A 21238-nucleotide genomic window follows, 5' to 3' on the forward strand; every position below is an offset into this window, starting at 1 on the left:
TCGGGGAGGCCAAGGTGCAGGATTGCCGGATGCGACAAAACAACCGCGCGCCCCCGAAGGGACGCGCGGCATTTTTTGTGCTGAGAAGGCTCAGGCCAGATCGGGGGCCAGTGCCTCGGTCGACAGCGCGGCGACGATCTCGTCAAGCGCTGCGACGGCGGTCTCTTTCTGGCCGAGGCGGCGGACGGTGACGGTCTTTTCCTCGACCTCCCGCGCGCCCACGGCGAGGATCACCGGCACTTTGCCGAGGCTGTGCTCGCGCACCTTGTAGTTGATCTTCTCGTTGCGAATGTCGGCCTCGGCGCGCACGCCTGCGGCTTTCAGTTGCGCGACGACCGCGTTCACATAATCGTCGGCCTCGGACACGATGGAGGCGACCACGACCTGGCGCGGCGCAAGCCAGAACGGCAGGTGCCCCGCCGAGTTCTCGATCAGGATGCCGATGAAGCGCTCGAACGAGCCAAGCACGGCCCGGTGCAACATGATCGGACGGTGTTTCGCGCCGTCCTGACCGATGTAATTCGCATCCAGTCGCTCCGGCAGGTTCGGGTCGACCTGCAACGTGCCGCATTGCCACGCCCGCCCGATCGCGTCGGTCAGAACGAATTCAAGCTTCGGCCCGTAGAACGCGCCTTCGCCTTCCTGAATCTCGAAATCATAGCCCGCAGCCTTACAGGCATTGCCCAGCGATTCCTCGGCGTGATCCCAGCTTTCTTCCGACCCGATGCGTTTCTCGGGCCGCGTCGACAGCTTGATCTCCCAGTCGTCAAACCCGAGGTCGGAGTAGATTTTCGCAAGAAACTCAATGAACTTCTTGGTCTCCGCCTCGATGTCCTTTTCCTCGCAGAAGATATGCGCATCGTCTTGGGTAAAGCCGCGCACCCGCATGATCCCGTGCAGCGCGCCCGAGGGTTCGTAGCGGTTGCAGGACCCGAATTCCGCGATCCGCAACGGCAGGTCGCGATAGGATTTCAGACCCTGATTGAACACCTGAACGTGGCAGGGGCAGTTCATCGGTTTCAGCGCGTTGACGGTTTTCTCGCGGGCATGATCCTCGTCCACTTCGACGATGAACATGTTTTCCTGATAGTTGTCCCAATGCCCCGAGGCTTCCCAGAGCTTGCGGTTCACCACCTGCGGCGTGTTCACCTCGACATAACCGTCACGCTCCTGCTGACGACGCATGTAGTCTTGAAGCGTGGTGTAGATTTTCCAGCCGTTCGGGTGCCAGAACACCTGACCGGGGGCCTCTTCCTGCATGTGGTAGAGGTCCATCTCCTTGCCCAGCTTGCGGTGATCGCGCTTGGCGGCTTCTTCCATCATGATTTCCCAGGCTTTCAGATCCTTGCGGTTCTTGAAGGCCACGCCATAGATGCGCTGCAACATCGGGCGCGTGCTGTCGCCGAGCCAATAGGCCCCCGCCACATGGGTCAGCTTGAACGCATCCGCCGGAACCTGCCCGGTGTGCTGGAGGTGCGGACCGCGGCAGAGATCCTGCCAGTCGCCATGCCAGTACATCCGAAGCGGCTGGCCCTCGGGAATGCGGTTCACCAGCTCGACTTTGAACGGCTCATTGCGCGCGTTGTAGTAATCAATCGCCTCGTCGCGGCCCCAAATCTCCGTCTTGACCGGCTCACGGGCGTTGATGATGTCCTTCATCTTCGCCTCGATTGCGCCAAGGTCCTCGGGCGTGAACGGCTCTGCCCGGTCGAAGTCGTAGAACCAGCCATTGTCGCGCACCGGGCCGATGGTCACTTTGACATCGGGCCAAAGCTCCTGCACCGCCCGCGCCATGATATGCGCAAGGTCGTGACGGATCAGTTCGAGCGCGGGGGCGTCGTCCTGCATGGTGTTGATCGCGATGCTTGCGTCCTCGTTGATCGGCCACTGGAGGTCCCAGTGCTGACCGTTGACGGACGCGGAGATCGCTTTCTTCGCAAGGCTGTTCGAAATGCTTGCGGCCACATCGGCAGGGGTCACGCCAGCATTAAACTCGCGCGAATTGCCATCGGGGAATGTGAGAGAAATCGGTGCCATGTCGGCTCTCCTCGTCGGTTTGGCGCCTACCAAGCGCCCGGTTGCGGGTATATATGTGTCGCGCTTTTCGCGCGCAGATCTGCCTATGTCAATTGCAAACAGGCTTTTAACATCCAATTGTTACACGAGTTTTCTTGATTGTAGCCATTCCGGGCAGCAATCTTTCTCTGTCCGACATCAGGAGATTCACATGCATACTTATGACGAAATTCTTGCTATCGCCGCCGAACGCAAAGGTGGGGCGGAAGAGGTTCTTCGCGACGTTTATATCCCGAAACTTCCGCATGAAATGGCCGCGACGCCGGACGCGGTCTGGCTTGCGGAAATGGCCAAACATATTTTCCAAACCGGTATGTCGTGGAAGGTCGTCGAGGGCAAATGGCCCGGCATCGAGGAAGCGTTCCACGGTTTCGATGTGGCCTATGTCGCGGGGCTTTCCGAAGACGAGATCGCGGCGCTGACGAAAGACGCGCGTCTGATCAAATCCGCGCCGAAAATCAAGGCGGTGGTCGACAATGCGAAATTCATCGCCAAGGTCAGCGCCGAGAATGGCGGCTTTGGCAACAAGATCGCCTATTGGCCCGCCGAAGAGTATTTCGACCTTCTGGACTGGCTGAAAAAAGAGGGCGCGCGTCTGGGCGGCAACACCGGTGCGATGGCGATGCGCTGGTGTGGCCGCGATGGGTTCATCCTGTCCGACAGCGTCGTGGCCCGGCTGATCGCCGAGGGCGTGATCGACAAGGCACCGACCTCGAAAGCCGCAAAAAAGGCCGTGCAGGAGGCATTCAACACCTGGCGCGAACAGTCCGGCCAGACACTCAACACGATCTCGCGGGTGCTGGCCCAGAGCATCGACGCCTGACATGCGACCCTGAGCCGACTTGGCATCTCTGCGTCCGGCCCTATGCTGGGCGCGCAGATTCAGGGAGCCAGCCATGACCGATTTTCTCGACACGCCTTCGGGGCGCAAGATCGCCTATCACCGCCTGCCGGGCGTCGGGCCGGGCATCGTGTTCTTGGGTGGTTTCATGTCGGACATGGAAGGCACCAAGGCCATCGCCTTGGAGGCCTGGGCCCGCATTCAGGGGCGCCCCTTCCTGCGCTTCGACTATTCCGGCCACGGTCAGAGTTCGGAGAGCTTCGAAAACGGCTGCATCGGCGATTGGGCCGAAGACGCGCAGACGATAATCGAGGCCCTCACCGACGGCCCGCAGATCCTCGTCGGCTCCTCCATGGGCGGCTGGATCTCGCTTCTGATGTGCAAACGCATCCCCGACCGTGTCTCAGGTCTCGTCACCATCGCCGCCGCACCGGATTTCACCGAGGACGGGTTCTGGGCAGGCTTCGACGCGACACAGCGCGCCACGCTCAACCGCGACGGCGTCGTCATGATGCCTTCGGGCTATGACAGCGATTACCCGATCACCAAACGTCTGATCGAGGATGGCCGCAGCCAACTGGTGCTGCGCGATGCGCTGTCCTTGCCCTTCCCGGTGCGGTTTTTGCAAGGTACGGCGGATACCTCCGTGTCCACCGAAACCGCGATCCGGCTCTTGGGCCATGTGACAGGCGACGACATCCGCCTCACCCTCGTGAAAGGTGCCGATCACTCCTTCTCGACCCCGGATTGCCTCGCGACCATCGAGGCGGCGATCACCGAGGTGACAGGGCGGATCCCGGCCGGTTCCGTGCGACCCGCTTGACCTTCGCGGCAGGTCGCGCCATTTGAAAAGGGACCAGAGTTCTCAGGACCAGCCCTCATGACCGAAAGCCTCGTGCTTTTGCCCGGTTTTCTTGCCGATGGACGTGTGTTCACCGATCAGATCGTCGATCTGAGCCGGGATCATGCGGTGATGGTCGCACCCTTGCAGGGCGAAAGCCTCACCGAGATGGCGGATGCGGTTCTGGCCGTCGCGCCGCCGAAATTTGCGGTCGCGGGCCATGATCTCGGGGCCTCCGTCGCCACCGAAATCCTGCGCCGCGCGCCGGGCCGCGTCACCCGCATTGCGCTGATCTCCGGCTCCGCGCAGGCCGAGCCGCCCAATGCCGCCGCCGCCCGCGAGCCGCGCATGGTCAAGGCCCGCACCGGGCGTTTCGGCGAGGTTCTGCTCGAAGAACTGCCCTCGACCGCGCTTTACGAAGGGCCGCATCGCAACGCCATCCGAGATCATTGGCTTGACATGGCGATGGAGGCGGGGCTCGACGCCTATCTCACCCAGTCGCGCATCCTGCAACGCCGCCCGGATCATCAGAACGTGCTCAGGCGCGCCCGCATTCCGGCTCTGGTGATGGGCGGAGCCGCCGACACGATCAGCCCGCCGCGCCGTCAGGATTTCATCGCCCAGCTGATGCCCCGCGCGGAATTCGTGCTGATCGAGAAAGCCGGTCACCTGCCGATGCTGGAAGCGCCGCGAAGCGTGTCGCGCGCCCTCAAGACATGGCTCGAGGCCGAGGCGCCCTTCGTGCTGCGCTGAACTGCGCGCACCTGTCTAAACAAACCATTGTTGGAATCCCCGTTCGGACGTAGCCTTTCCGAGGGGGGGCTTTTGTGGCCGCCCCGGTTTCTCAGTACACTCGGTCCGAATTGGGGGCGCTCATGTTGATAAGAGCTTTCTGCATTTTTCTTCTGTCTTTCGGGAGCGTCTCTGTGGCCATGGCGCAGTCCGTTTCCGTGCTCGATGTCGAACCCTATGCCGGGTCTCAGGAACGTGTCCCGGATCGTGTCGAGGAGGCTTTTGGCGAGATTCAGAGGATCACGGGATTTACCGATGGCAATGTGCTGTCTGAAAAACTGCGCGGTCGGGTGCTCTTGCGTCGTTTCGCCAATCCCGAGGGGCGTTCGACGCTTGAGATTCTCGTCAACTACCAGCAGGCGCTTGCGGCGCGGGGCTTTGTCACCGAATGGGAATGCGGCAGCCGGGGCGAATGCGGCAACCTGTCCTCACAGGGCTGGCAAAACGGCATGAACCTCGGCATTGGCGGCGACATTCGCTACCTCACCGGGCAAATGCCCTACGAGGGCGGCACGGCCTATGTCTCGGTCGGCGTCGAACCCCGCAATCACTATGTGCAGATCCTGCAAACCGCCGCGCTTGAGACCGATCAGGTCAAGGTGATCGACGCCGCGGCGATGGCCAAATCCATCGACACCGAAGGCAAGATCGCCCTCGACAACATCTATTTCGATTTCGGCAGCGCGGTGCTGCTTCCGAGTTCCGACGAGGCGCTTTCCGAGATTGCGAAACTGCTCGCCGAACGCCCCGATCTCGAGATCTATGTCGTCGGCCATACCGACAGTGTCGGCGGGCTGGACAGCAACCTGACCTTGTCGCGCAGCCGGGCGCAATCTGTGGTCGATGCCCTGAGCGCGCGTTTCGGTGTGGCCTCCGGACGCGCCGTGCCCGCCGGTGTCGGCCCGCTCGCGCCGGTCGCCAGCAACCTCACCGACGAGGGGCGGGCGCTCAACCGTCGGGTCGAGATCGTCGCCCGCTGAACAGAAGACATCCGGAACGAAAAAGAGACGGGCAGGCCCGTCTCTTTTTGGAGCGTCGGCATCGGGAAAGGGGGCCCTCAGCCCGCTTTCGCTTCGGTGTCTTTCCCGGCCACAATCCGCGGCCCGGAATTGGCATCGATGAAATCGAGCACCAGAGGCCGGATGTTGTTGCGCCAGCTCTTGCCCGCGAAAATCCCGTAATGCCCGGCACCCGGTTCGAGGTGATTGGCCTTCTTGCTGTCCGGCAGCCCGGTGCAGAGATCGAGCGCCGCCACACATTGGCCCGGTGCGGAGATGTCGTCATTCTCGCCTTCGACGGTCTTCACGGCGACATCGGTGATCTTGCCGATATCGACCCTCTTGCCCGCCACCACGAATTTGTTCTGTGCGATTTCCAGCCCTTTGAAAATGCGCTCGACGGTCGAGAGGTAGAACTCCGCCGTCATGTCCATCACGGCGAGATATTCGTCGTAGAATTTGTTGTGACGGTCATGCTCGCCCGCTTCGCCCTTGGCAACGCGCTGGATCTGATCGGCGAAGGCCTTGGAGTGGTTGTCCATGTTCATCGTGATGAACGAGGACAGCTGCAACAGCCCCGGATAGACCTTGCGCCCCACGCCCTTGTATTTGTAACCGACGCGCTGGATCATCGCTTGCTCGAGCTGCCCCATGGTCACGCGGTTGCCGAAATCCGTCACTTCGGTCGGCGTCGCGTCCGGGTCGATCGGCCCGCCAATGAGCGTCAGCGAACGCGGCTGCGCCTTCGGGTCTTCCTCGGCGAGATAGGCCGTGGCCGCGAGCGTCAGCGGCGCCGGTTGGCACACGGCGATCACATGGGTGTTCGGCCCCAGATGTTTGAGGAAATCGACGAGGTAAAGCGTGTAATCCTCGATGTCGAATTTGCCCTCGGAGACCGGGATGTCGCGGGCGTTGTGCCAGTCGGTGACATAAAGTTCGCAATCCGGCAAAAGCGACACGACGGTTGAGCGCAGAAGCGTCGCATAATGCCCCGACATTGGCGCCACCAAAAGCACCCGGCGTTTCATCTCGGCGCGACCCTGTACCTTGAAATGGATCAGATTGCCGAAAGGCCGGGCCACTTCGGTCACCACATCGACAATGTGATCGCGCCCGTCTTCGCCCACGACCGACCCGATGCCCCAGTCCGGCTTGGTCACCATGCGCGAAAACGCGCGTTCCGTCACCTCGCCCCAGGCGCGCAGCCACTGGAATGCCGGGTTCGGCATCATGGCTACGGCCGGGTAAGACCCCAGCGCCTGCGCCGAGGCACCAAGCCACTGGTTGGTGTTCCGGATCGTTTCCATCAAGTCATAGGTGGCCATGTAGCGCATGTGCATCTCCTTTGGACGGTCAGGTCGGGGCCTGATCCGACCGGGCCTTTCGACCGGGTCCTCTCGGCTTGCGTGGGGGGCCTGCGACCTCGTTCGGCCTTCCCACGGGCTCACTCTGCCGTTATCGTGATGAATATACTCTTACAGCAAACGGCAATGCTGCAAGTGCAAAATATTGGGAGGACGCGTGATGGCAGGGGATGGAGCGGTCAAAACGCCTGAGGACACAGCTGAAAAGACGTTGGATCTGGACAAACTCAACGCGAATATCGTGAAGATTGAAGAGTTGTCGGCGCGTCTGGCCGCTGCACTTGCACAAAAGAAACCGATTCCCCCCGCCCTGCAAGGGCCGGGGCAGGAGCTCTTCGTCAAGGCCGCGAGCGCCTATATGGCGGAGATGATGAACAACCCGGCGCGGGTGATCGAGCATCAGGTGGGCTATTGGGGCAAGACGCTCAGGCATTACATCGAGGCGCAGAACCGGCTGGCGCAGGGCAATCTGACCCCGCCGCCCGACGAGACGCCGAAGGACCGCCGGTTCGGCAATCCGCTCTGGGAGACCAACCCGTTCTTCAATTTCCTCAAACAGCAATATCTGATGAACTCCGAGGCCCTGCATGACGCGGTGAGCGATCTCGAACTGCTCGACGGGCACGATCGCAAGCGGGTGGATTATTTCACCAAGCAGCTGATCAACATGATGGCGCCGACGAATTTCCTCGCCACCAACCCCGATGCGCTTCAGCACGCGGTGGAGACCGAGGGCGAGAGCCTCGTAAAAGGGCTGGAGAACCTCGTGCGCGATCTGGAGGATCACCACGGCGAGTTGGTCGTCAATCTCGCCAACAAGGAAGCCTTCAAGCTGGGCGAAAACATCGCCACGACCAAAGGCTCCGTGGTGTTCCGCAACCGGATGTTCGAGCTGATCCAATATGCGCCGACGACCGAAACAGTGCACAAGATCCCGCTGCTGCTCTTCCCGCCGTGGATCAACAAATTCTACATTCTCGACCTGCGCGAACAGAATTCGCTGATCAAGTGGATCGTCGATCAGGGCTATACCGTCTTTGTCGTTTCCTGGGTCAACCCGAACGAGGGCTACGCCGAGGTCGGCATGGACCAATATGTCGAAGAGGGCTTTTTGACCGCCATCGCACAGGTCAAGGAGATCACCTCCGAGCCGAAGATCAACGTCATCGGCTATTGCATCGCGGGCACCACCCTGTCTTTGACACTGGCGCTGATGAAGCAACGCAAGGACGCCTCGGTCAAATCCGCCACTTTCTTCACCACGCTGACCGATTTCTCCGATCAGGGCGAGTTCGGCGTTTTCCTCGACGACGATTTCGTCGACGGCATCGAGGCGGAGGCGAAACGCACCGGTCTCATGAAATCGCTCTACATGAACCGCACCTTCTCTTATCTGCGCTCCAATGACCTAATCTATCAGCCCGCGATCCGCAGCTACATGATGGGGGAGGCGCCGCCCGCCTTCGATCTTCTGTACTGGAACGGCGACGCCACGAACCTCCCCGGCAAGATGGCGGTGGAATACCTGCGTGGCCTGACCCAGCGCGACGAATTCGCCACCGTGGGCTATAAGGTCTGTGGCAGCACCGTGCATCTCTCCGAGGTCAACGTGCCGCTCTGCGCCATCGGCTGTGAGACCGATCACATCGCCGCGTGGAAAAGCTCCTACAACGGCATTTGCCAGATGGGGTCGAAGAACAAGACCTTCCTGCTCTCCGAGAGCGGCCATATCGCCGGGATCGTCAATCCGCCCTCGAAAGGCAAATACGGCCATTACACCAATCCCGACATGACTCTGTCGTCGGAGGAGTGGCAGGCCGGGGCCGAATTCCACAAGGGCTCGTGGTGGCCGACCTGGGAGGCCTGGCTCAAACCGAAGTCGGGCAAGATGGTGCCTGCGCGGGTTCCGGGCGATTCGGGGCGTGCAATCCTCGCGGACGCGCCCGGCACCTATGTGAAGATGACCGCCACCCCCTGAGATAACCTCCTGAGACTACGCAGTTTTGGGTGCTTTTCTGCACCGCAGCATAAATCACTTGATTTTCTGCGGTGCAGCATACATATTCTTCTTGCAAGCGCAGCAAAGGCATGACGCCCAAGCGCGTATGATCAGCGAAAACCCGGGACGGGCCGCTTTCGCACCCAAAGCCAGAAGGATATGTGACATGGCCAAGACCGACGATTTCACCAAGATGATGAAAGACATGATGGGCAACTTCCCGCTCGATCTGTCCGCGATGCAGGAAAGCTTCAAAACCCAGGCCTCCTTCGCCGAGAAACTCTCGAAAGTGGCCATCGAAGCCGCCGAGAAATCCACCGAGCTGTCCTCGAAATGGACCAAGGACACCCTGTCCAAGGTCGCCGAGATGACCGCCGTCAAGGAAGAGCCCTCCGATTACACCAAGGCGATGACCGAATTCGCCTCCGTGCAGGCTGAAATGGCCGCCGAAAACATGGCTGCCTTCGCCGAAGTCGCGAAAAAGGTCCAGATGGAAACCATCGAGCTGGTTATGGCTGCCGGCAAAGATATGGGCGAAGACATGACCGCCGCCGCGAAAAAAGCGACCGACGAGATGACCAAAGCCGCGAAAAAAGCGACTGCGAAGTAAGGCATCCCTTACCTCTCCGCGTTTCTCCTCCTCCCTGGAAACGTGGATCGCGAACGGGCTCCCATCTGCGGGGCCCGTTTTCGCATGTGCAGAGGCGCTTGACGGTGATTGCGGTAACAAAAACGTCCTGATTTCTTTTGCTTTTGGAAAATCGCTCGCATAGGCTTGCTGCATTGCCGATAAAATTGCCACCAAGGGAGGGGAGCCCAGATGGCCGATAAAAAAGATCCTTTGCTGATCAAACGCTATGCCTCGCGACGTCTCTACAACACCGAGACCTCCGATTACGTCACACTCGAAGACATCGCGGGGTTCATCCGCGAGGGCCGCGACGTGCAGATCGTGGACCTGAAATCCGGTGACGATCTCACGCGCCAGTACCTGTTGCAGATCATCGCCGAACACGAAAGCCGCGGCGAAAGCGTGCTGCCGCTGGGCGTGCTGACCGATCTCGTGCGCAGCTACACCACCGACATCCAATCCGTCGTGCCGCAGTTTCTGGCGCAGAGCTTCGAGATGCTGCGTCAGGGACAGGAACAGATGATGCAGAATTTCGGCACGCAAATGCCGCAAATCCCTGGTTTCGAGGCACTTCAGGCCCAGCAGGAAGCCTTCATCAAGGCGATGACCGGCGGGATGAGCAAAAACTGGTCCGCGCCGAAACAGGAAGCTTCCGAGGCTGGCGAAGATCTCGGCGAGATCAAGAAACAGTTGGCCGAGCTTCAGGACAAGCTGTCCAAGCTGTCGTAAACGTGTCGCAGGACACCCGGACAAACCCCGCAAGCTGCGGGGTTTTCTTTTTTCTGTCAGATTGCACCGGTATTTGATTGAGTATTTAGAGCAGCAAAGGAAACGGGGGGCATATGAGCGACAAGGTCGGACGTTTGACGCTTTGGGGCGTCGAGGTGTTTCTCGCGGTCTCCGAAGAGGGGTCCGTGTCCGCCGCGGCCAAGCGTCTCGGTGCCTCGCCCTCTGCCGTGTCGCAGCAGATCTCCAATCTGGAAACCGCGCTGGGCACCGAGTTGATCAACCGTCGCGAACGCCCGATGTCGCTGACGCCTGCGGGCCGGGTGCTGCGCAGGCGCGCGCAGAGCATTCTGGTGGAAGCCGCCCGTGCGCGCTCCGAGATCGCCGGGCTGGACCTCAGCCATCTCGCCCATCTGCGCCTCGGCATGGTGGAGGATTTCGAATCCTCCGTGACCCCCTTGCTGATCACCCAGATGGCCGACCGGTTGACCGAGACCCGCTTCGAATTGGAGACCGGCCCCTCGCATCGTCTGCTCGACCGGCTGGAAAACCGGGCGCTCGACGTGATCGTCGCCGCCGAGCTGGGCGACGGGGCGGAGTGGTCGGAAAGCCATCCGCTGTTGCAGGACCCTTTCGTCGCCGTGGTGCCGAAAGGCCATCATGGGGCGGTCAAGGAGTTGCCGCTCATTCAATACACCCGCCGTCATGCCATGGGGCGGATGTTGGCCGAACATCTCGCGATGCAGGGCCTGACGCTCACCCATCGCTTCGAACTCGACAGTTACCGCGCGATGATCGCCATGGTGGCGGGCGGCACGGGCTGGACCATCCTGTCTTCGCTGGGGGTGCTCAACGCCGGGCGCTATGCCGACGAGATCGAGGCCATCCCCCTGCCGGTCGCGCCCTTGTCGCGGCAAATCTCGCTGACCGTGCGCCACGACGGCATGTCGGAAATGGCGCGCGAGGTGGCCGATCAATTGGGGCCGCTGTTGCAGGCGCAGGTGGTCGATCCGGTGGTCGCGACCTATCCGTGGCTCGGCGGTTATCTCAAGATTCTGTAAAGCAAAACGCCTCCCCGGCGGGGAGGCGTCAAAGTCTTGCGGGGCAGGGTGGGCTTATTCGGCCGCGACCCGCACGCCCTTGACCTCTTCGGCCGCCGCCAAAAGCGCATCGGCGATGAAATCGCAATCCTCTTCCGTCAAACGCGCCGGAAGCCGGGTGTCGCAGGCTTTCGACAGCATCTCGCGGGTTTTCGGCAGATCCGGCGTTTCGCCCAGGAACTGCCAGTTCCAGAAGGCCCGCGCGTTGTCGGTCGAGAGGCCAAAGACCTGCACTGAAACGCCGCGCACCTTCGCCGCGCTCTGGAAGGCCAGAGCCTCTTCGCGGGAGAAATCCACGAGGTTGAACTGGAGGCTGTCGGGTGCACGCAGCTCCTTGTCGAGCTTCGCGGGCACGGTCAGATGCGGCGAGGTTTCAAGACGCGCGGCGGTGTAATCGTGGTTGCGACGCCCGTCGGCGACACGGCGCGGCACCTCTTTCAACTGCGGGCGCACCAGCACGGCAGACATGTTCGACAGTCGGGTGTTGTAGAGCGGCAGTTGGTTTTGCCACTTGGCGAATTCGGCGGAGAGCGCATTGTCCCGCTGCGGATTGTGCTTCGCCCAGTTGTGCTCATAGGCGCCGGACATGATGATCGCGCGCGCCATGATCTCCGGATCGTCGCTGATCATGATCCCGCCTTCGCCGGCGTTCAAAAGCTTGTAGGACTGGAAGGAGAAACAGCCGATCTTGCCGATGGTGCCGATGTTCTGCCCGTCCCAGACGGTGCCGAGCGAATGCGCCGCGTCTTCAATGAGCGGAATGCCCTTGGCGTCGCAGGCGGCTTTGATCGCATCCATGTCAGAGGTATGGCCGCGCATGTGGGAAATCATCACCGCATCGGCGTCTTCCATCTTGGCGTGGAAATCGTCCAGATCGATCCGGTAATTGTCGTTGCACTCGACCAGAACCGGCTTGCAATCGGCATGCACGATGGAGGACGGGACGGCGGCAAAGGTGAAGGCCGGGATCAGAACCTTGGCGTCGCGCGGCAGGTTCAGGGCTTTCAGCGACAGGAACAGAGCGGCGGAGCAGGAGGCCACGGCAAGAGCGTATTTCGCGCCCAGCATCTCGGCGAATTCGCGCTCCAACAGCGTCACAGGCGCATTGCCCGGCGCGGTGTAGCGGAACAGATCGCCCGAGCTCAGAAGCTGTTCGACGATGGCGCGCGCTTCTTCGGGGATCGGTTCGGCGTCGTAGACATTGGGCCCGAGACTCATGATTTCACCTTTTTGAAATTCTTCTTTCGGAATAACTGTAAGTATAGTGCGCGCAAAAATCTACTGCCTCGCCGGGCGGCAGGCGAAATTTCGCAAAAGCTTCACAGAAATACGTGCAAAAAGGGGGCGCTGAGGCCCCCTTCCCATGGTTCTGTGACTTGGCTCACACGTTGAGCAACAAATGCTCGCGCTCCCAAGGCGAAATGACCTGAAGATAGGCTTCGTTCTCGGCGCGTTTCACCGTGGTGTAGACGCGCACGAAATCCTTGCCCAAAACCTCTTTCATCTGTGTCGCGCTTTCCAGAAGGTCGAGCGCCGAAGCCAGCGTTTCCGGGATGCCCTCGGCGGAATCGTAAGCGTCGCCGATATATTCCGCCCGCGGTTCGCGCCGCTCGATCAGGCCGAGATAGCCACAGGCCAGCGAGGCCGCAATCGACAGGTAGGGGTTCACATCCATCCCCGGCAGACGGTTTTCGATCCGCCGCGCCTCAGGGCCGGAGATCGGCACGCGCAGACCCGTGGTGCGGTTGTCGCGACCCCATTCGAGGTTGATCGGGGCTGCGAAATCGCGGACGTAGCGGCGATAGCTGTTCACATAGGGCGCATGGATCGCAATCGTCGAGGCAAGATGGTTTTGAAGCCCCGCGATGAAATGCAGAAACGCCTCGGATTCCGATCCGTCCGGGTTGGAGAAAATGTTTTCCCCGGTGTTGATGTCCACCACCGAATGGTGAATGTGCATCGCCGAGCCCGGCTCGTCCTGAATGGGTTTCGCCATGAAGGTCGCGAAACAATCGTGACGCAGCGCCGCCTCGCGGATCAGCCGTTTGAAATAGAACATCTCATCGGCAAGCTTCACCGGATCGCCATGGCGCAGGTTCATCTCGATCTGACCGGCGCCGCCCTCTTGCAGGATGCCGTCGATCTCAAGCCCCTGCGCTTCGGCAAAGTCGTAAATGTCGTCGATGATCGGCCCGTATTCGTCGACCGCCGACATGGAATAGGCCTGCCGCTGCGCCGCGCGCCGACCGGAACGCCCGATCGGCGGTTCCACCGGCTGGTTCGGATCGGTGTTCTTGGCGACGAGGAAAAACTCCATTTCGGGCGCGACGATCGGCTCCCAGCCCTGATCGTGATAAAGCTGCACCACGCGTTTCAACACGTTGCGCGGCGCGACCGGCACCATCTGGCCGCTCTGGTCGAGCACATCGTGGATCACCTGAAGCGTACAGTCGGCGGTCCAGGGCGCGGCGGTCGCGGTTTCGAAATCCGGCACCAGAACCATGTCGGGTTCGGTAAAGGGCGCATCCGCATCCTCAACCCAATCGCCGTTGATCGACTGCAAAAAGATCGAGTTCGGCAGGTAGAAATGCTTTTGCTTTTCGAATTTCATCGCGGGCATGGCCTTGCCCCGCGCGATGCCGGACAGGTCTGCGACGATGCATTCCACCTCGTCGAGCTTGCGCCCGTCCATGAAGTCCAGCGCCGCCTGCGGCAGTTTGTCGAGAAATTCCATGGTCAAAGCGCCTCCCGGCCGCGGGTCAGAAAATCCACCATCAGATCGGCAAAGCGTTTGTCGTCGGTGGGCAGTGTGTTCTCTTCCTGCGCCCGCTCCATGAGGGCGAGCGGATAGGCCGGATTGCCCATGCGCGAGGAAATGTAATCGGCGATGATCGGGTTGCTCAGCTCCGGGTGGGGCTGAATCGTCAGAATGCTGTCGCCATAGACCAGCGCCGCGTTTTCACAGAAATCATTGCCCCCCAGAACCTCGGCACCTTCGGGCAGTGCGGTGACCTGATCCTGATGCCAGGCGTTCAGGTGGATCGGCCCCAAAGGCGCGATGTCATAGGCTTGCCGCCCGACGGCCCAGCCGCCTTTGAATTTCTCAACCGTGCCGCCCAGAGCGGTGGCGATGATCTGATGGCCGAAACAGATGCCGACCATCCGACGCCCGGAGGCATGGATCGCCCGGATCAACTCTTCGAGCGGCGGAATAAACGGGTGATCCTCATAGGCGCCGTGTTTCGAGCCGGTCAAAAGCCAGGCGTCGGCATCCTCCGGGCCTTTCGGAAAATCCATATGTTCGACGTCCCAGTATTCATAGGAAAAGTCCGGGCGGTCGAAGAGCCGTTTGAACATCAGTGGAAAATCCCCGTGAATTTGCGCGACGGGGTCGGGCGCGTGTCCGCATTGCAGAATGCCGAGTTTCATAAGTCACCAAGTGCTTTGGAATGATCCGACGCTAGCGCTTCGCCGCGAACCCGACAAGGGGGCAGGCGGCAAAGCGCAGAAATTTGATCAAATAAACCCGAACACGCTTAAACCGTGTCCAGATAAAGCTCCACCTGTTCCTCAGGTGTGAGGTTCATCCAGTCGCGAAGCTCCTGACGTTTGGTCAGCGTCAGGTTCTGGACCAGTTCGGCGGGGAAGATGCGGCGCATCATTTCCGAGGTTTCGAACTCGGCAATCGCCGTCCCCCAGTCGCCCGGCATCTCGGGCAATTCCTGCGCATAGGCGTTGCCGGTGATCGGCGGCGGGGCTTTCATCTTGTCTTCCATGCCGATCAAAGCCGCGCCAAGGATAGCCGCGATCATCAGATGCGGGTTCACATCGCCGCCCGACACCCGGTGTTCGATCCGCCGCGCCTTGTGCGACCCGCCCGGCACGCGCACCGCCGCCGTGCGGTTGTCATAGCCCCAGCAGATGCGGGTGGGCGCGTGCGCGCCCGGCACCAGACGGTCGTAGGAATTGCCATGCGGTGCAAACATCAGGGTCGAGGCGGGAATGGCGTCAAGACACCCGGCAATCGCATGACGCATCATGTCGGTGCCTGCGTCCGTACCATCGTCAAAGATATTGTCGCCGTTCGCATCGAGCATCGAGAAATGCGTGTGCATGCCGTTGCCGGCATATTCGTCGTAAGGCTTCGCCATGAACGACGCCGCGAACCCGTGTTTGCGCGCCAGCCCCTTGACCATCAGCTTGAACAGCCATGCGTCATCGGCGGCCTTGAGCGCGTCAGGCGAATAGACGAGGTTGATTTCGAACTGCCCGAGACCGGCTTCGGAAATCGCCGTATCCGCCGGGATGTCCATGGCCTCGCAGGCCTCGTAAAGATCGGTGAAGAACCGGTCGAAGGAATCGAGCGCCCGGAGCGCCAGCGTTTCCGCCCCCGGACGCCGTTTGCCAGAGCGCGGCGAGCGCGGCACACGCAATTGACGGGAACTGTCGTCGACGAGGTAGAATTCAAGCTCGGTCGCCACAACAGGCGTCAGCCCCTTGGCCTTGTAGCGCTCCAGCACACGCGCCAGAACCTGACGCGGATCGCCATCGAACGGCCGCCCGTCCTCATGGAACATCCACATCTGCAACAGCGCCGTCGGACCTTCGAGCCAAGGCATCGGGATAAACCCGCGCTCGGTCGGCAGCAAAACCCCGTCCTTGTCGCCGCTCTCGAACACCAGCGGGCTGTTCTCGATGTCTTCGCCCCAGATGTCGAGGTTCAGAACGGAGAGGGGAAAGCGCGTGCCCTCGGTCTCCACCTTGTCGGCATAGCGCGCGGACATGCGCTTGCCCCGGGCCTGACCGTTCAGGTCGGCGGCCGCGATGCGGATGGTTTTAACGTCGGGATTCTGGGCAAGCCAGCTGTGGGGGGAAGTCATGAGACACCATTAACGAAAGATTTGCGCCAGCATCCGGGGCCGTTTCTGGCGAGGTTGCGGAAGGTGGCGGTTCAGCCGCTTTCCGATCAGGCCATAGATCGTGATGATGCAGAGCGTCGCCACGACGAAATAGCCCGCGAGGATCGGGTAGGGGATGAACGGGTTGAAGGTCTTGTCGGCAAAATAGGAGGCGTAATAAAGCGCGTCGCCCTTTTGCTGCAAGGCCGGGAAACCGGAGAGGAACACGAGCGTTGTCGAGTGGAAGATGAAAATCGCCTCGTTCGTATAGGCGGGCCAGGCGAGCCGCATCATGGTCGGCCAGACGATCCGGCGGAAGCGTTTGAACCCGGTAAAGCCATAGGCATCGGCGGCCTCGAGATCGCCTTTGGGGATCGCCATCAGCGCGCCATAGAAAATTTCGGCGGAATAGGCCGTGGTGTTGAACCACAAGACGATCGCCGCCCCCAGCCATGCGTTCGTCAGATTGCTCAGCATCGGCACCGATTGCTTGATCGTCAGGAACAGGAAATAGGCAAAGAAGAACTGGATGAATAGGGGCGAGCCGCGGAACACGAAAATGAACCATTCGGCGGGTTTGCGGATCAGCGGATTGGATGAGGTCTTCGCAAGTGCCAGCGCCTGCGAGGTGAAGAACCCCAGAAGGATCGCCAGAATCCCGAAATAGATGTTCCAGATCATCCCCGATCCGATCAGGGTCACCTGATCGCAGAGCGTGATCTCCGTGGTCGGCAGGCGGCGTTCGCCATAGCCCAGCGACCGGAAGGCATAGCTTGCAAGCGTTTCGGAACAGCTCATGCCGTAGCCCCCGCTTTGCGCATCGCCTCACCGGCGGCGGTGGCCTGACCGCGCGACAGTTTGCGGGTGATCCGGGCGAGCACAATCTCCGAGACTTTCGTAAACAGCAGGTAGAACACCAAAAGCCCGAAGAAATAATACACCCGCCAGTCGCCATGGGGATAATCGGTGAACCGCGCCGTCTTGGTGTTGCCAAGCTCGCGCGCCCAATAGACCACATCCTCGACGCCCAGAAGGAACAGCAAAGGCGTGGCCTTGATCAGCACCATCCAGAGGTTCGACAGGCCGGGGATCGCATAGGTCCACATCTGCGGCACCATGATGCGCCAAAACGTCTGGCGCTTGGTCATGCCATAGGCCTCCGCCGTCTCGATCTGGCCATGTGGCACCGCCTTGAACGCGCCCGCCAAGACATTGCCCGCAAAGGCGCCGAACACGATGGCAAAGGTCAGCACGGCAAGGCCGAAGCCGTAAATCTGGTGCACGATCTCGGGGGCAGAATTCAGCGGCAGCTTGGCCGCCGCGCAGACGATAAAATCATTGCCCTGCCGGATCGGCTGATCCCAGTCGGGACAGAGCACCTGATGCCGCGTCCATTCGAACGCCTGATCGAGAGCAATGACGAAAAACAGGAAAAACACGATGTCCGGCACGCCGCGCACGATGGCCATGTAGATGTTCGACAACCATTTCAGCGGGAAAAAATGCGACCGCGATCCGGCGGCGGCGGCAAAGCCGAAGCTCAGCGCCAGCGGCGCGGTCACGGCCAGAAGCAAAAGCACCGTCCCGAAGGAGGTGTAGAAAGCCATATGCTTTCCGGTCGTCAGGTAACAGCTCAGCCATGCCAGGCGGTCGAGCGTGTCAGGATCGGCGCAATAGGAAAAGATGGGACACCTGTTGGGCAGGGGGACGTGTGGCGGGGCGCGAACGCCCCGCCTCGGAAGATCCGATCAGAAGGTCGGGCTGTCTTCGAGCCATTCCTTGATCAGCGCGTTCAGAGACCCGTCGTCCTTCATGGACTGGATCGCCGCATCGAATTTGGCGCGCAGTTCCGGGTCGGATTTGCGGAAGGCCATGCCGATGCCGCCGCCGAGCGGAACATCTTCGCCCACGAACATCAGAGTGCCTTCGCCAACGACCGGCATCAGCGTGTCCTTGTCGGCCAGAACCGCATCCGCTTCGCCGGAGGTCACGGCGGCGACGCTGTCCTCGAAGTTCGGGAATTCAAGCAGGGTCGCGCCGGTTTCCACCACATGCGCGGACTGGATCGTCGAGGCCTGCGCCGCGACGATGCCCGCATCCACGTCCACGCCTTCGGCCATCGCTGCATAGGCGGACATCGAGGGCGGGGTGTAGTTCTGCGAGAAATCCACCTTTTCCTTGCGCTCGTCGGTGATCGACATGCCCGCGATGATCGCATCGTAGTTGCCCGACAGAAGGTTCGGGATGATGCTGTCCCAGTCGTTGGTCACCCAGGTGCACTCAAGCTCGGCACGTTTGCAAAGCTCGTCGCCCAGAACCCGCTCGAAACCCGCCACTTCGCCATTGTCGTCGATGTAGTTGTACGGAGGGTAGGCGCCCTCCGTGCCCAGACGCACGGTCTCGGCAGACGCAGCACCGGCCAGCAAAGCCATGGCGGCGGCGGAAAGAAGGATCTTCTTCATGTGGTACTCCCCAAAAGTCAGCGCTCTATATGGTTAGGCCGGAACAGTCGCGCTCAGGAACTGTTTCAGGCGTTCGGATTTCGGGGACCCGAACAGGTCGGAGGGATGTCCCTCCTCCTCGATCAGCCCCTGATGAAGGAAAATCACATGGTCCGAGATGTCGGAGGCCATGCGCATATCATGGGTCACGATGATCATCGTCCGGCCCTCTTCCGCCAGCGCCTTGATCACCTTGATCACCTCTTGCTCAAGCTCCGGGTCGAGCGCCGAGGTCGGCTCGTCGAACAAAAGTGCGCGCGGCTCCATGCAGAGCGCCCGCGCAATCGCCGCGCGTTGCTGCTGCCCGCCGGACATCTGTGCCGGGTAAACGTCGCATTTGTCGCCGATGCCCACCTTGTCGAGATACATCCGGGCCTTTTCCTCGACCTCCTTGCGGTCGCGACCCAGCACCGTGACCGGTGCTTCCATGACATTTTCAAGCACCGTCAGATGCGCCCAGAGATTGAATTGCTGGAACACCATCGACAGGTTGGTGCGGATGCGCATCACCTGTTTCGGGTCAGAGGGCCGCCGGTGCAGCCCTTCGCCCTTCCAGGTGATCGGCTCTCCCTCGAACAGAATCTCGCCCCGCTGGCTGTCTTCCAACAGGTTGGCGCAGCGCAAAAGCGTGGATTTGCCCGACCCGGAGGAGCCGATAAGCGAGGTCACATGGCCGCGCGGCGCGGTCATGGACACGCCCTTGAGAACTTCGAGATCGCCATAGGCCTTGTGCAGGTCACGGATCTCGATGACGGGCGTCGCGGGATTTGAGTTATTGGTCAACATTGCCAAGAGTTAGGGCTAATCTTTCAGCAGATGCAATAATGAACGGCATTGTTCCGCTGCGTTGTGTCTGAGTTTTGATCAAATTAAAGGCTCGCGCACAGCCCTTGGGCGAAAAACGCGTGCTTTGTCCCGTTAAAGGGCAGTGTGGCTCATAAACCGGGCAATTCGGGAGATCATCTGGGCAGGGGCGCGCGGCGACGATTCCCCGACGTCAGTCACGTTACAACCGCGCCTCGACCCTTTGACGGGCCAAGGCACTGTCGCGGTCGTTGATGCCCAGAAGGTTCGACACCAGCCGCAAAAGCGCATCCTCGCCCTCGTCGCGCGTGCCGTCGGCCAGCACCACGGACCACAGCCCCTCCAGTACGCCGATCCGCTCTTCGAACGGCACGGCCTCCTTGATGGCGCGGGTGAAGCGCACCGTGTCGGGGGCTTCCGCCTCCAACTGCTCGGCCTCGCCGCGCAGTTTCGCCGCCTCGAACGGCGACAGCGTGTAGCGGCTCATCAGCACTTTCGCGATCCGCTCCGCCTCTTCCGGGTCATAGCGCCCATCGGCGCGGGCGACGCGCACCAAAAGCGCGGCCAAGGCCAGACGCGCATCCGTATCCGGAAGCTGGGCAGGCTGCGGTTGCAGCAGGGTTTTGAGAAAATCACCGAACATAAGAGCGATATAGGGCAGGGCGCGGCGGCGGGAAAGCCTCCCTGTGCATCACGTTTTAGCGCGCTGCTCCACGCGCGCCCCTATGTTCACCCCTGCGCCTCAATATTTCCGCGGCACATACAGCTCCGGCGGCAAGACGGCGCGTTCGTAATCCTTCTTGTAGATCCGTTCCGGCAGGTGGATCTCATCATGCGGAATTTCGTGATAGTCGAACAGCGACAACAGGTGATCGATGCAATTCAACCGCGCGCGTTTCTTGTCATTGCCCTCGACGATATACCACGGCGCTTCCGGGATATTGGTGCGGAAGAACGTGTCTTCCTTGGCCTTGGTGTAATCCTCCCAACGGATGCGCGATTGCAGGTCCATCGGCGAGAGTTTCCACTGTTTCATCGGGTCGTGAATGCGCATCAGAAAGCGCATCTGCTGTTCCTCGTCGGTGATCGAGAACCAGTATTTCACCACCTTGATGCCGGAGCGCACCAGCATCCGCTCAAACTCGGGAACGTCCTGAAAGAACTGTTCCACCTGATCCTCATCGGCAAAGCCCATGACCCGCTCGACGCCCGAGCGGTTATACCACGAGCGGTCGAACAAAACGACCTCGCCCGCCGCCGGAAGATGCGGCACATAGCGCTGGAAATACCATTGCGATTTCTCCCGGTCCGACGGCGCCGGAAGCGCCACCACGCGCACCACGCGCGGGTTCAGCCGCTGGGTGATCCGCTTGATCACGCCGCCCTTGCCCGCCGAGTCGCGCCCTTCGAACAGCACCACGACCTTCTGCCCGGTCTCCTGCACCCAGTCGTGAAACTTGATCAGTTCCGCCTGAAGCCGCAGCAATTCCCGGAAATAGATCGAGCGGTCGAGCATGTCGGGATGCTCTTTCTGGTAAATCTTCTTAATCTCCCGCGACAGGATCGAATCCTCGAGCTCAATCTCCCATTCTTCGTCCAGCGTGTCCGCGAGTTCCGCTTCAAGCCAGTCCTGGGCATCCTTGTCAAAGCTCATGATACGTTCCGTC

At 60.9% G+C, this 21238-nt stretch carries 20 protein-coding genes; 8 read left to right on the forward strand and 12 right to left on the reverse strand.

What is annotated here, in order from left to right; all coding sequences use genetic code 11:
• Positions 1-90: 90 nt before the first annotated feature.
• Positions 91-2037, reverse strand: coding sequence for a threonine--tRNA ligase (gene thrS, locus V1471_RS00875; RefSeq protein ID WP_434286373.1), 1947 nt, complete (start codon positions 2035-2037; stop codon positions 91-93).
• Positions 2038-2227: 190 nt separating this feature from the next.
• On the opposite strand from thrS, the gene V1471_RS00880 reads away from it, so the two are divergent.
• From V1471_RS00880 to V1471_RS00895, 4 genes are all read left to right on the forward strand, one after another.
• Positions 2228-2899 carry a DNA-3-methyladenine glycosylase I gene (locus tag V1471_RS00880; protein WP_434286374.1) on the forward strand — a complete coding sequence of 224 codons (672 nt, stop codon included), beginning with the start codon at positions 2228-2230 and terminating at the stop codon, positions 2897-2899.
• A 73-nt stretch (positions 2900-2972) separates the two neighbouring features.
• Positions 2973-3740: an alpha/beta hydrolase gene (locus V1471_RS00885; RefSeq protein WP_434286375.1), complete on the forward strand. Its 768-nt coding sequence runs from the start codon at positions 2973-2975 to the stop codon at positions 3738-3740.
• 57 nt (positions 3741-3797) lie between these two features.
• A complete protein-coding gene (locus tag V1471_RS00890; RefSeq protein WP_434286376.1) occupies positions 3798-4511 on the forward strand; it encodes an alpha/beta fold hydrolase in 714 nt (237 codons plus the stop codon).
• A 179-nt stretch (positions 4512-4690) separates the two neighbouring features.
• Positions 4691-5530, forward strand: coding sequence for an OmpA family protein (locus V1471_RS00895; protein WP_434286377.1), 840 nt, complete (start codon positions 4691-4693; stop codon positions 5528-5530).
• A 77-nt stretch (positions 5531-5607) separates the two neighbouring features.
• On the opposite strand, the gene phaZ is transcribed toward V1471_RS00895, so the two are convergent.
• Complete coding sequence (gene phaZ, locus V1471_RS00900; RefSeq protein ID WP_434286378.1) at positions 5608-6882, reverse strand: polyhydroxyalkanoate depolymerase; 1275 nt, start codon at positions 6880-6882, stop codon at positions 5608-5610.
• Between the two features lie 190 nt (positions 6883-7072).
• Between phaZ and phaC the strand changes: the two genes are divergently transcribed.
• The 4 genes from phaC to V1471_RS00920 all read left to right on the forward strand — a co-directional run bounded on the left by phaC (position 7073) and on the right by V1471_RS00920 (position 11329).
• The gene (phaC, locus tag V1471_RS00905) at positions 7073-8890 is read left to right on the forward strand and encodes a class I poly(R)-hydroxyalkanoic acid synthase (protein ID WP_434286379.1); all 1818 of its coding nucleotides are present in this window, start codon (positions 7073-7075) and stop codon (positions 8888-8890) included.
• A gap of 187 nt (positions 8891-9077) precedes the next feature.
• On the forward strand, positions 9078-9521 hold the full coding sequence (locus V1471_RS00910) for a Phasin (RefSeq protein ID WP_434286380.1): 444 nt from the start codon (positions 9078-9080) through the stop codon (positions 9519-9521).
• A 210-nt stretch (positions 9522-9731) separates the two neighbouring features.
• A complete protein-coding gene (phaR, locus tag V1471_RS00915; protein WP_434286381.1) occupies positions 9732-10271 on the forward strand; it encodes a polyhydroxyalkanoate synthesis repressor PhaR in 540 nt (179 codons plus the stop codon).
• A gap of 113 nt (positions 10272-10384) precedes the next feature.
• Positions 10385-11329 (forward strand): LysR family transcriptional regulator, encoded by a 945-nt coding sequence (locus tag V1471_RS00920; protein ID WP_434286382.1) that lies wholly within the window; start codon positions 10385-10387, stop codon positions 11327-11329.
• Positions 11330-11383: 54 nt separating this feature from the next.
• Here the strand turns inward: V1471_RS00920 and V1471_RS00925 are convergent, their stop codons facing one another.
• The 10 genes from V1471_RS00925 to ppk2 form a co-directional block, all read right to left on the reverse strand.
• Positions 11384-12586, reverse strand: coding sequence for a DegT/DnrJ/EryC1/StrS family aminotransferase (locus V1471_RS00925; protein WP_434286383.1), 1203 nt, complete (start codon positions 12584-12586; stop codon positions 11384-11386).
• Positions 12587-12749: 163 nt separating this feature from the next.
• Positions 12750-14102: a glutamine synthetase family protein gene (locus tag V1471_RS00930; protein WP_434286384.1), complete on the reverse strand. Its 1353-nt coding sequence runs from the start codon at positions 14100-14102 to the stop codon at positions 12750-12752.
• Between the two features lie 2 nt (positions 14103-14104).
• Positions 14105-14725, reverse strand: coding sequence for a type 1 glutamine amidotransferase (locus tag V1471_RS00935; RefSeq protein WP_434286385.1), 621 nt, complete (start codon positions 14723-14725; stop codon positions 14105-14107).
• Positions 14726-14904: 179 nt separating this feature from the next.
• A complete protein-coding gene (locus V1471_RS00940; protein WP_434286386.1) occupies positions 14905-16248 on the reverse strand; it encodes a glutamine synthetase family protein in 1344 nt (447 codons plus the stop codon).
• A gap of 9 nt (positions 16249-16257) precedes the next feature.
• Complete coding sequence (locus V1471_RS00945; RefSeq protein ID WP_434286387.1) at positions 16258-17064, reverse strand: ABC transporter permease; 807 nt, start codon at positions 17062-17064, stop codon at positions 16258-16260.
• Positions 17061-17951 carry an ABC transporter permease gene (locus V1471_RS00950; RefSeq protein ID WP_434290840.1) on the reverse strand — a complete coding sequence of 297 codons (891 nt, stop codon included), beginning with the start codon at positions 17949-17951 and terminating at the stop codon, positions 17061-17063. The genes V1471_RS00945 and V1471_RS00950 overlap by 4 nt, the downstream gene beginning before the upstream one ends.
• A 63-nt stretch (positions 17952-18014) precedes the next feature.
• Positions 18015-18728: a transporter substrate-binding domain-containing protein gene (locus V1471_RS00955; RefSeq protein WP_434286388.1), complete on the reverse strand. Its 714-nt coding sequence runs from the start codon at positions 18726-18728 to the stop codon at positions 18015-18017.
• 33 nt (positions 18729-18761) lie between these two features.
• On the reverse strand, positions 18762-19553 hold the full coding sequence (locus V1471_RS00960; protein ID WP_434290842.1) for an ABC transporter ATP-binding protein: 792 nt from the start codon (positions 19551-19553) through the stop codon (positions 18762-18764).
• A gap of 220 nt (positions 19554-19773) precedes the next feature.
• The gene (locus V1471_RS00965) at positions 19774-20214 is read right to left on the reverse strand and encodes a TerB family tellurite resistance protein (RefSeq protein WP_434286389.1); all 441 of its coding nucleotides are present in this window, start codon (positions 20212-20214) and stop codon (positions 19774-19776) included.
• Between the two features lie 99 nt (positions 20215-20313).
• Positions 20314-21225 carry a polyphosphate kinase 2 gene (gene ppk2 / locus V1471_RS00970; RefSeq protein WP_434286390.1) on the reverse strand — a complete coding sequence of 304 codons (912 nt, stop codon included), beginning with the start codon at positions 21223-21225 and terminating at the stop codon, positions 20314-20316.
• Positions 21226-21238: the final 13 nt, after the last annotated feature.

Origin of the sequence: Celeribacter sp. SCSIO 80788 (genome assembly GCF_051054295.1) — a bacterium.
Classification (GTDB): domain Bacteria; phylum Pseudomonadota; class Alphaproteobacteria; order Rhodobacterales; family Rhodobacteraceae; genus Celeribacter.

Coding starts and splice junctions, on each gene's coding strand:
- thrS (WP_434286373.1), bottom strand. CDS start 2,037: ATGGCACCGATTTCTCTCACATTCCCCGATGGCAATTCGCGCGAGTTT.
- V1471_RS00880 (WP_434286374.1), top strand. CDS start 2,228: ATGCATACTTATGACGAAATTCTTGCTATCGCCGCCGAACGCAAAGGT.
- V1471_RS00885 (WP_434286375.1), top strand. CDS start 2,973: ATGACCGATTTTCTCGACACGCCTTCGGGGCGCAAGATCGCCTATCAC.
- V1471_RS00890 (WP_434286376.1), top strand. CDS start 3,798: ATGACCGAAAGCCTCGTGCTTTTGCCCGGTTTTCTTGCCGATGGACGT.
- V1471_RS00895 (WP_434286377.1), top strand. CDS start 4,691: ATGGCGCAGTCCGTTTCCGTGCTCGATGTCGAACCCTATGCCGGGTCT.
- phaZ (WP_434286378.1), bottom strand. CDS start 6,882: ATGCGCTACATGGCCACCTATGACTTGATGGAAACGATCCGGAACACC.
- phaC (WP_434286379.1), top strand. CDS start 7,073: ATGGCAGGGGATGGAGCGGTCAAAACGCCTGAGGACACAGCTGAAAAG.
- V1471_RS00910 (WP_434286380.1), top strand. CDS start 9,078: ATGGCCAAGACCGACGATTTCACCAAGATGATGAAAGACATGATGGGC.
- phaR (WP_434286381.1), top strand. CDS start 9,732: ATGGCCGATAAAAAAGATCCTTTGCTGATCAAACGCTATGCCTCGCGA.
- V1471_RS00920 (WP_434286382.1), top strand. CDS start 10,385: ATGAGCGACAAGGTCGGACGTTTGACGCTTTGGGGCGTCGAGGTGTTT.
- V1471_RS00925 (WP_434286383.1), bottom strand. CDS start 12,586: ATGAGTCTCGGGCCCAATGTCTACGACGCCGAACCGATCCCCGAAGAA.
- V1471_RS00930 (WP_434286384.1), bottom strand. CDS start 14,102: ATGGAATTTCTCGACAAACTGCCGCAGGCGGCGCTGGACTTCATGGAC.
- V1471_RS00935 (WP_434286385.1), bottom strand. CDS start 14,725: ATGTTCAAACGGCTCTTCGACCGCCCGGACTTTTCCTATGAATACTGG.
- V1471_RS00940 (WP_434286386.1), bottom strand. CDS start 16,248: ATGACTTCCCCCCACAGCTGGCTTGCCCAGAATCCCGACGTTAAAACC.
- V1471_RS00945 (WP_434286387.1), bottom strand. CDS start 17,064: ATGAGCTGTTCCGAAACGCTTGCAAGCTATGCCTTCCGGTCGCTGGGC.
- V1471_RS00955 (WP_434286388.1), bottom strand. CDS start 18,728: ATGAAGAAGATCCTTCTTTCCGCCGCCGCCATGGCTTTGCTGGCCGGT.
- V1471_RS00960 (WP_434290842.1), bottom strand. CDS start 19,553: ATGTTGACCAATAACTCAAATCCCGCGACGCCCGTCATCGAGATCCGT.
- V1471_RS00965 (WP_434286389.1), bottom strand. CDS start 20,214: ATGTTCGGTGATTTTCTCAAAACCCTGCTGCAACCGCAGCCTGCCCAG.
- ppk2 (WP_434286390.1), bottom strand. CDS start 21,225: ATGAGCTTTGACAAGGATGCCCAGGACTGGCTTGAAGCGGAACTCGCG.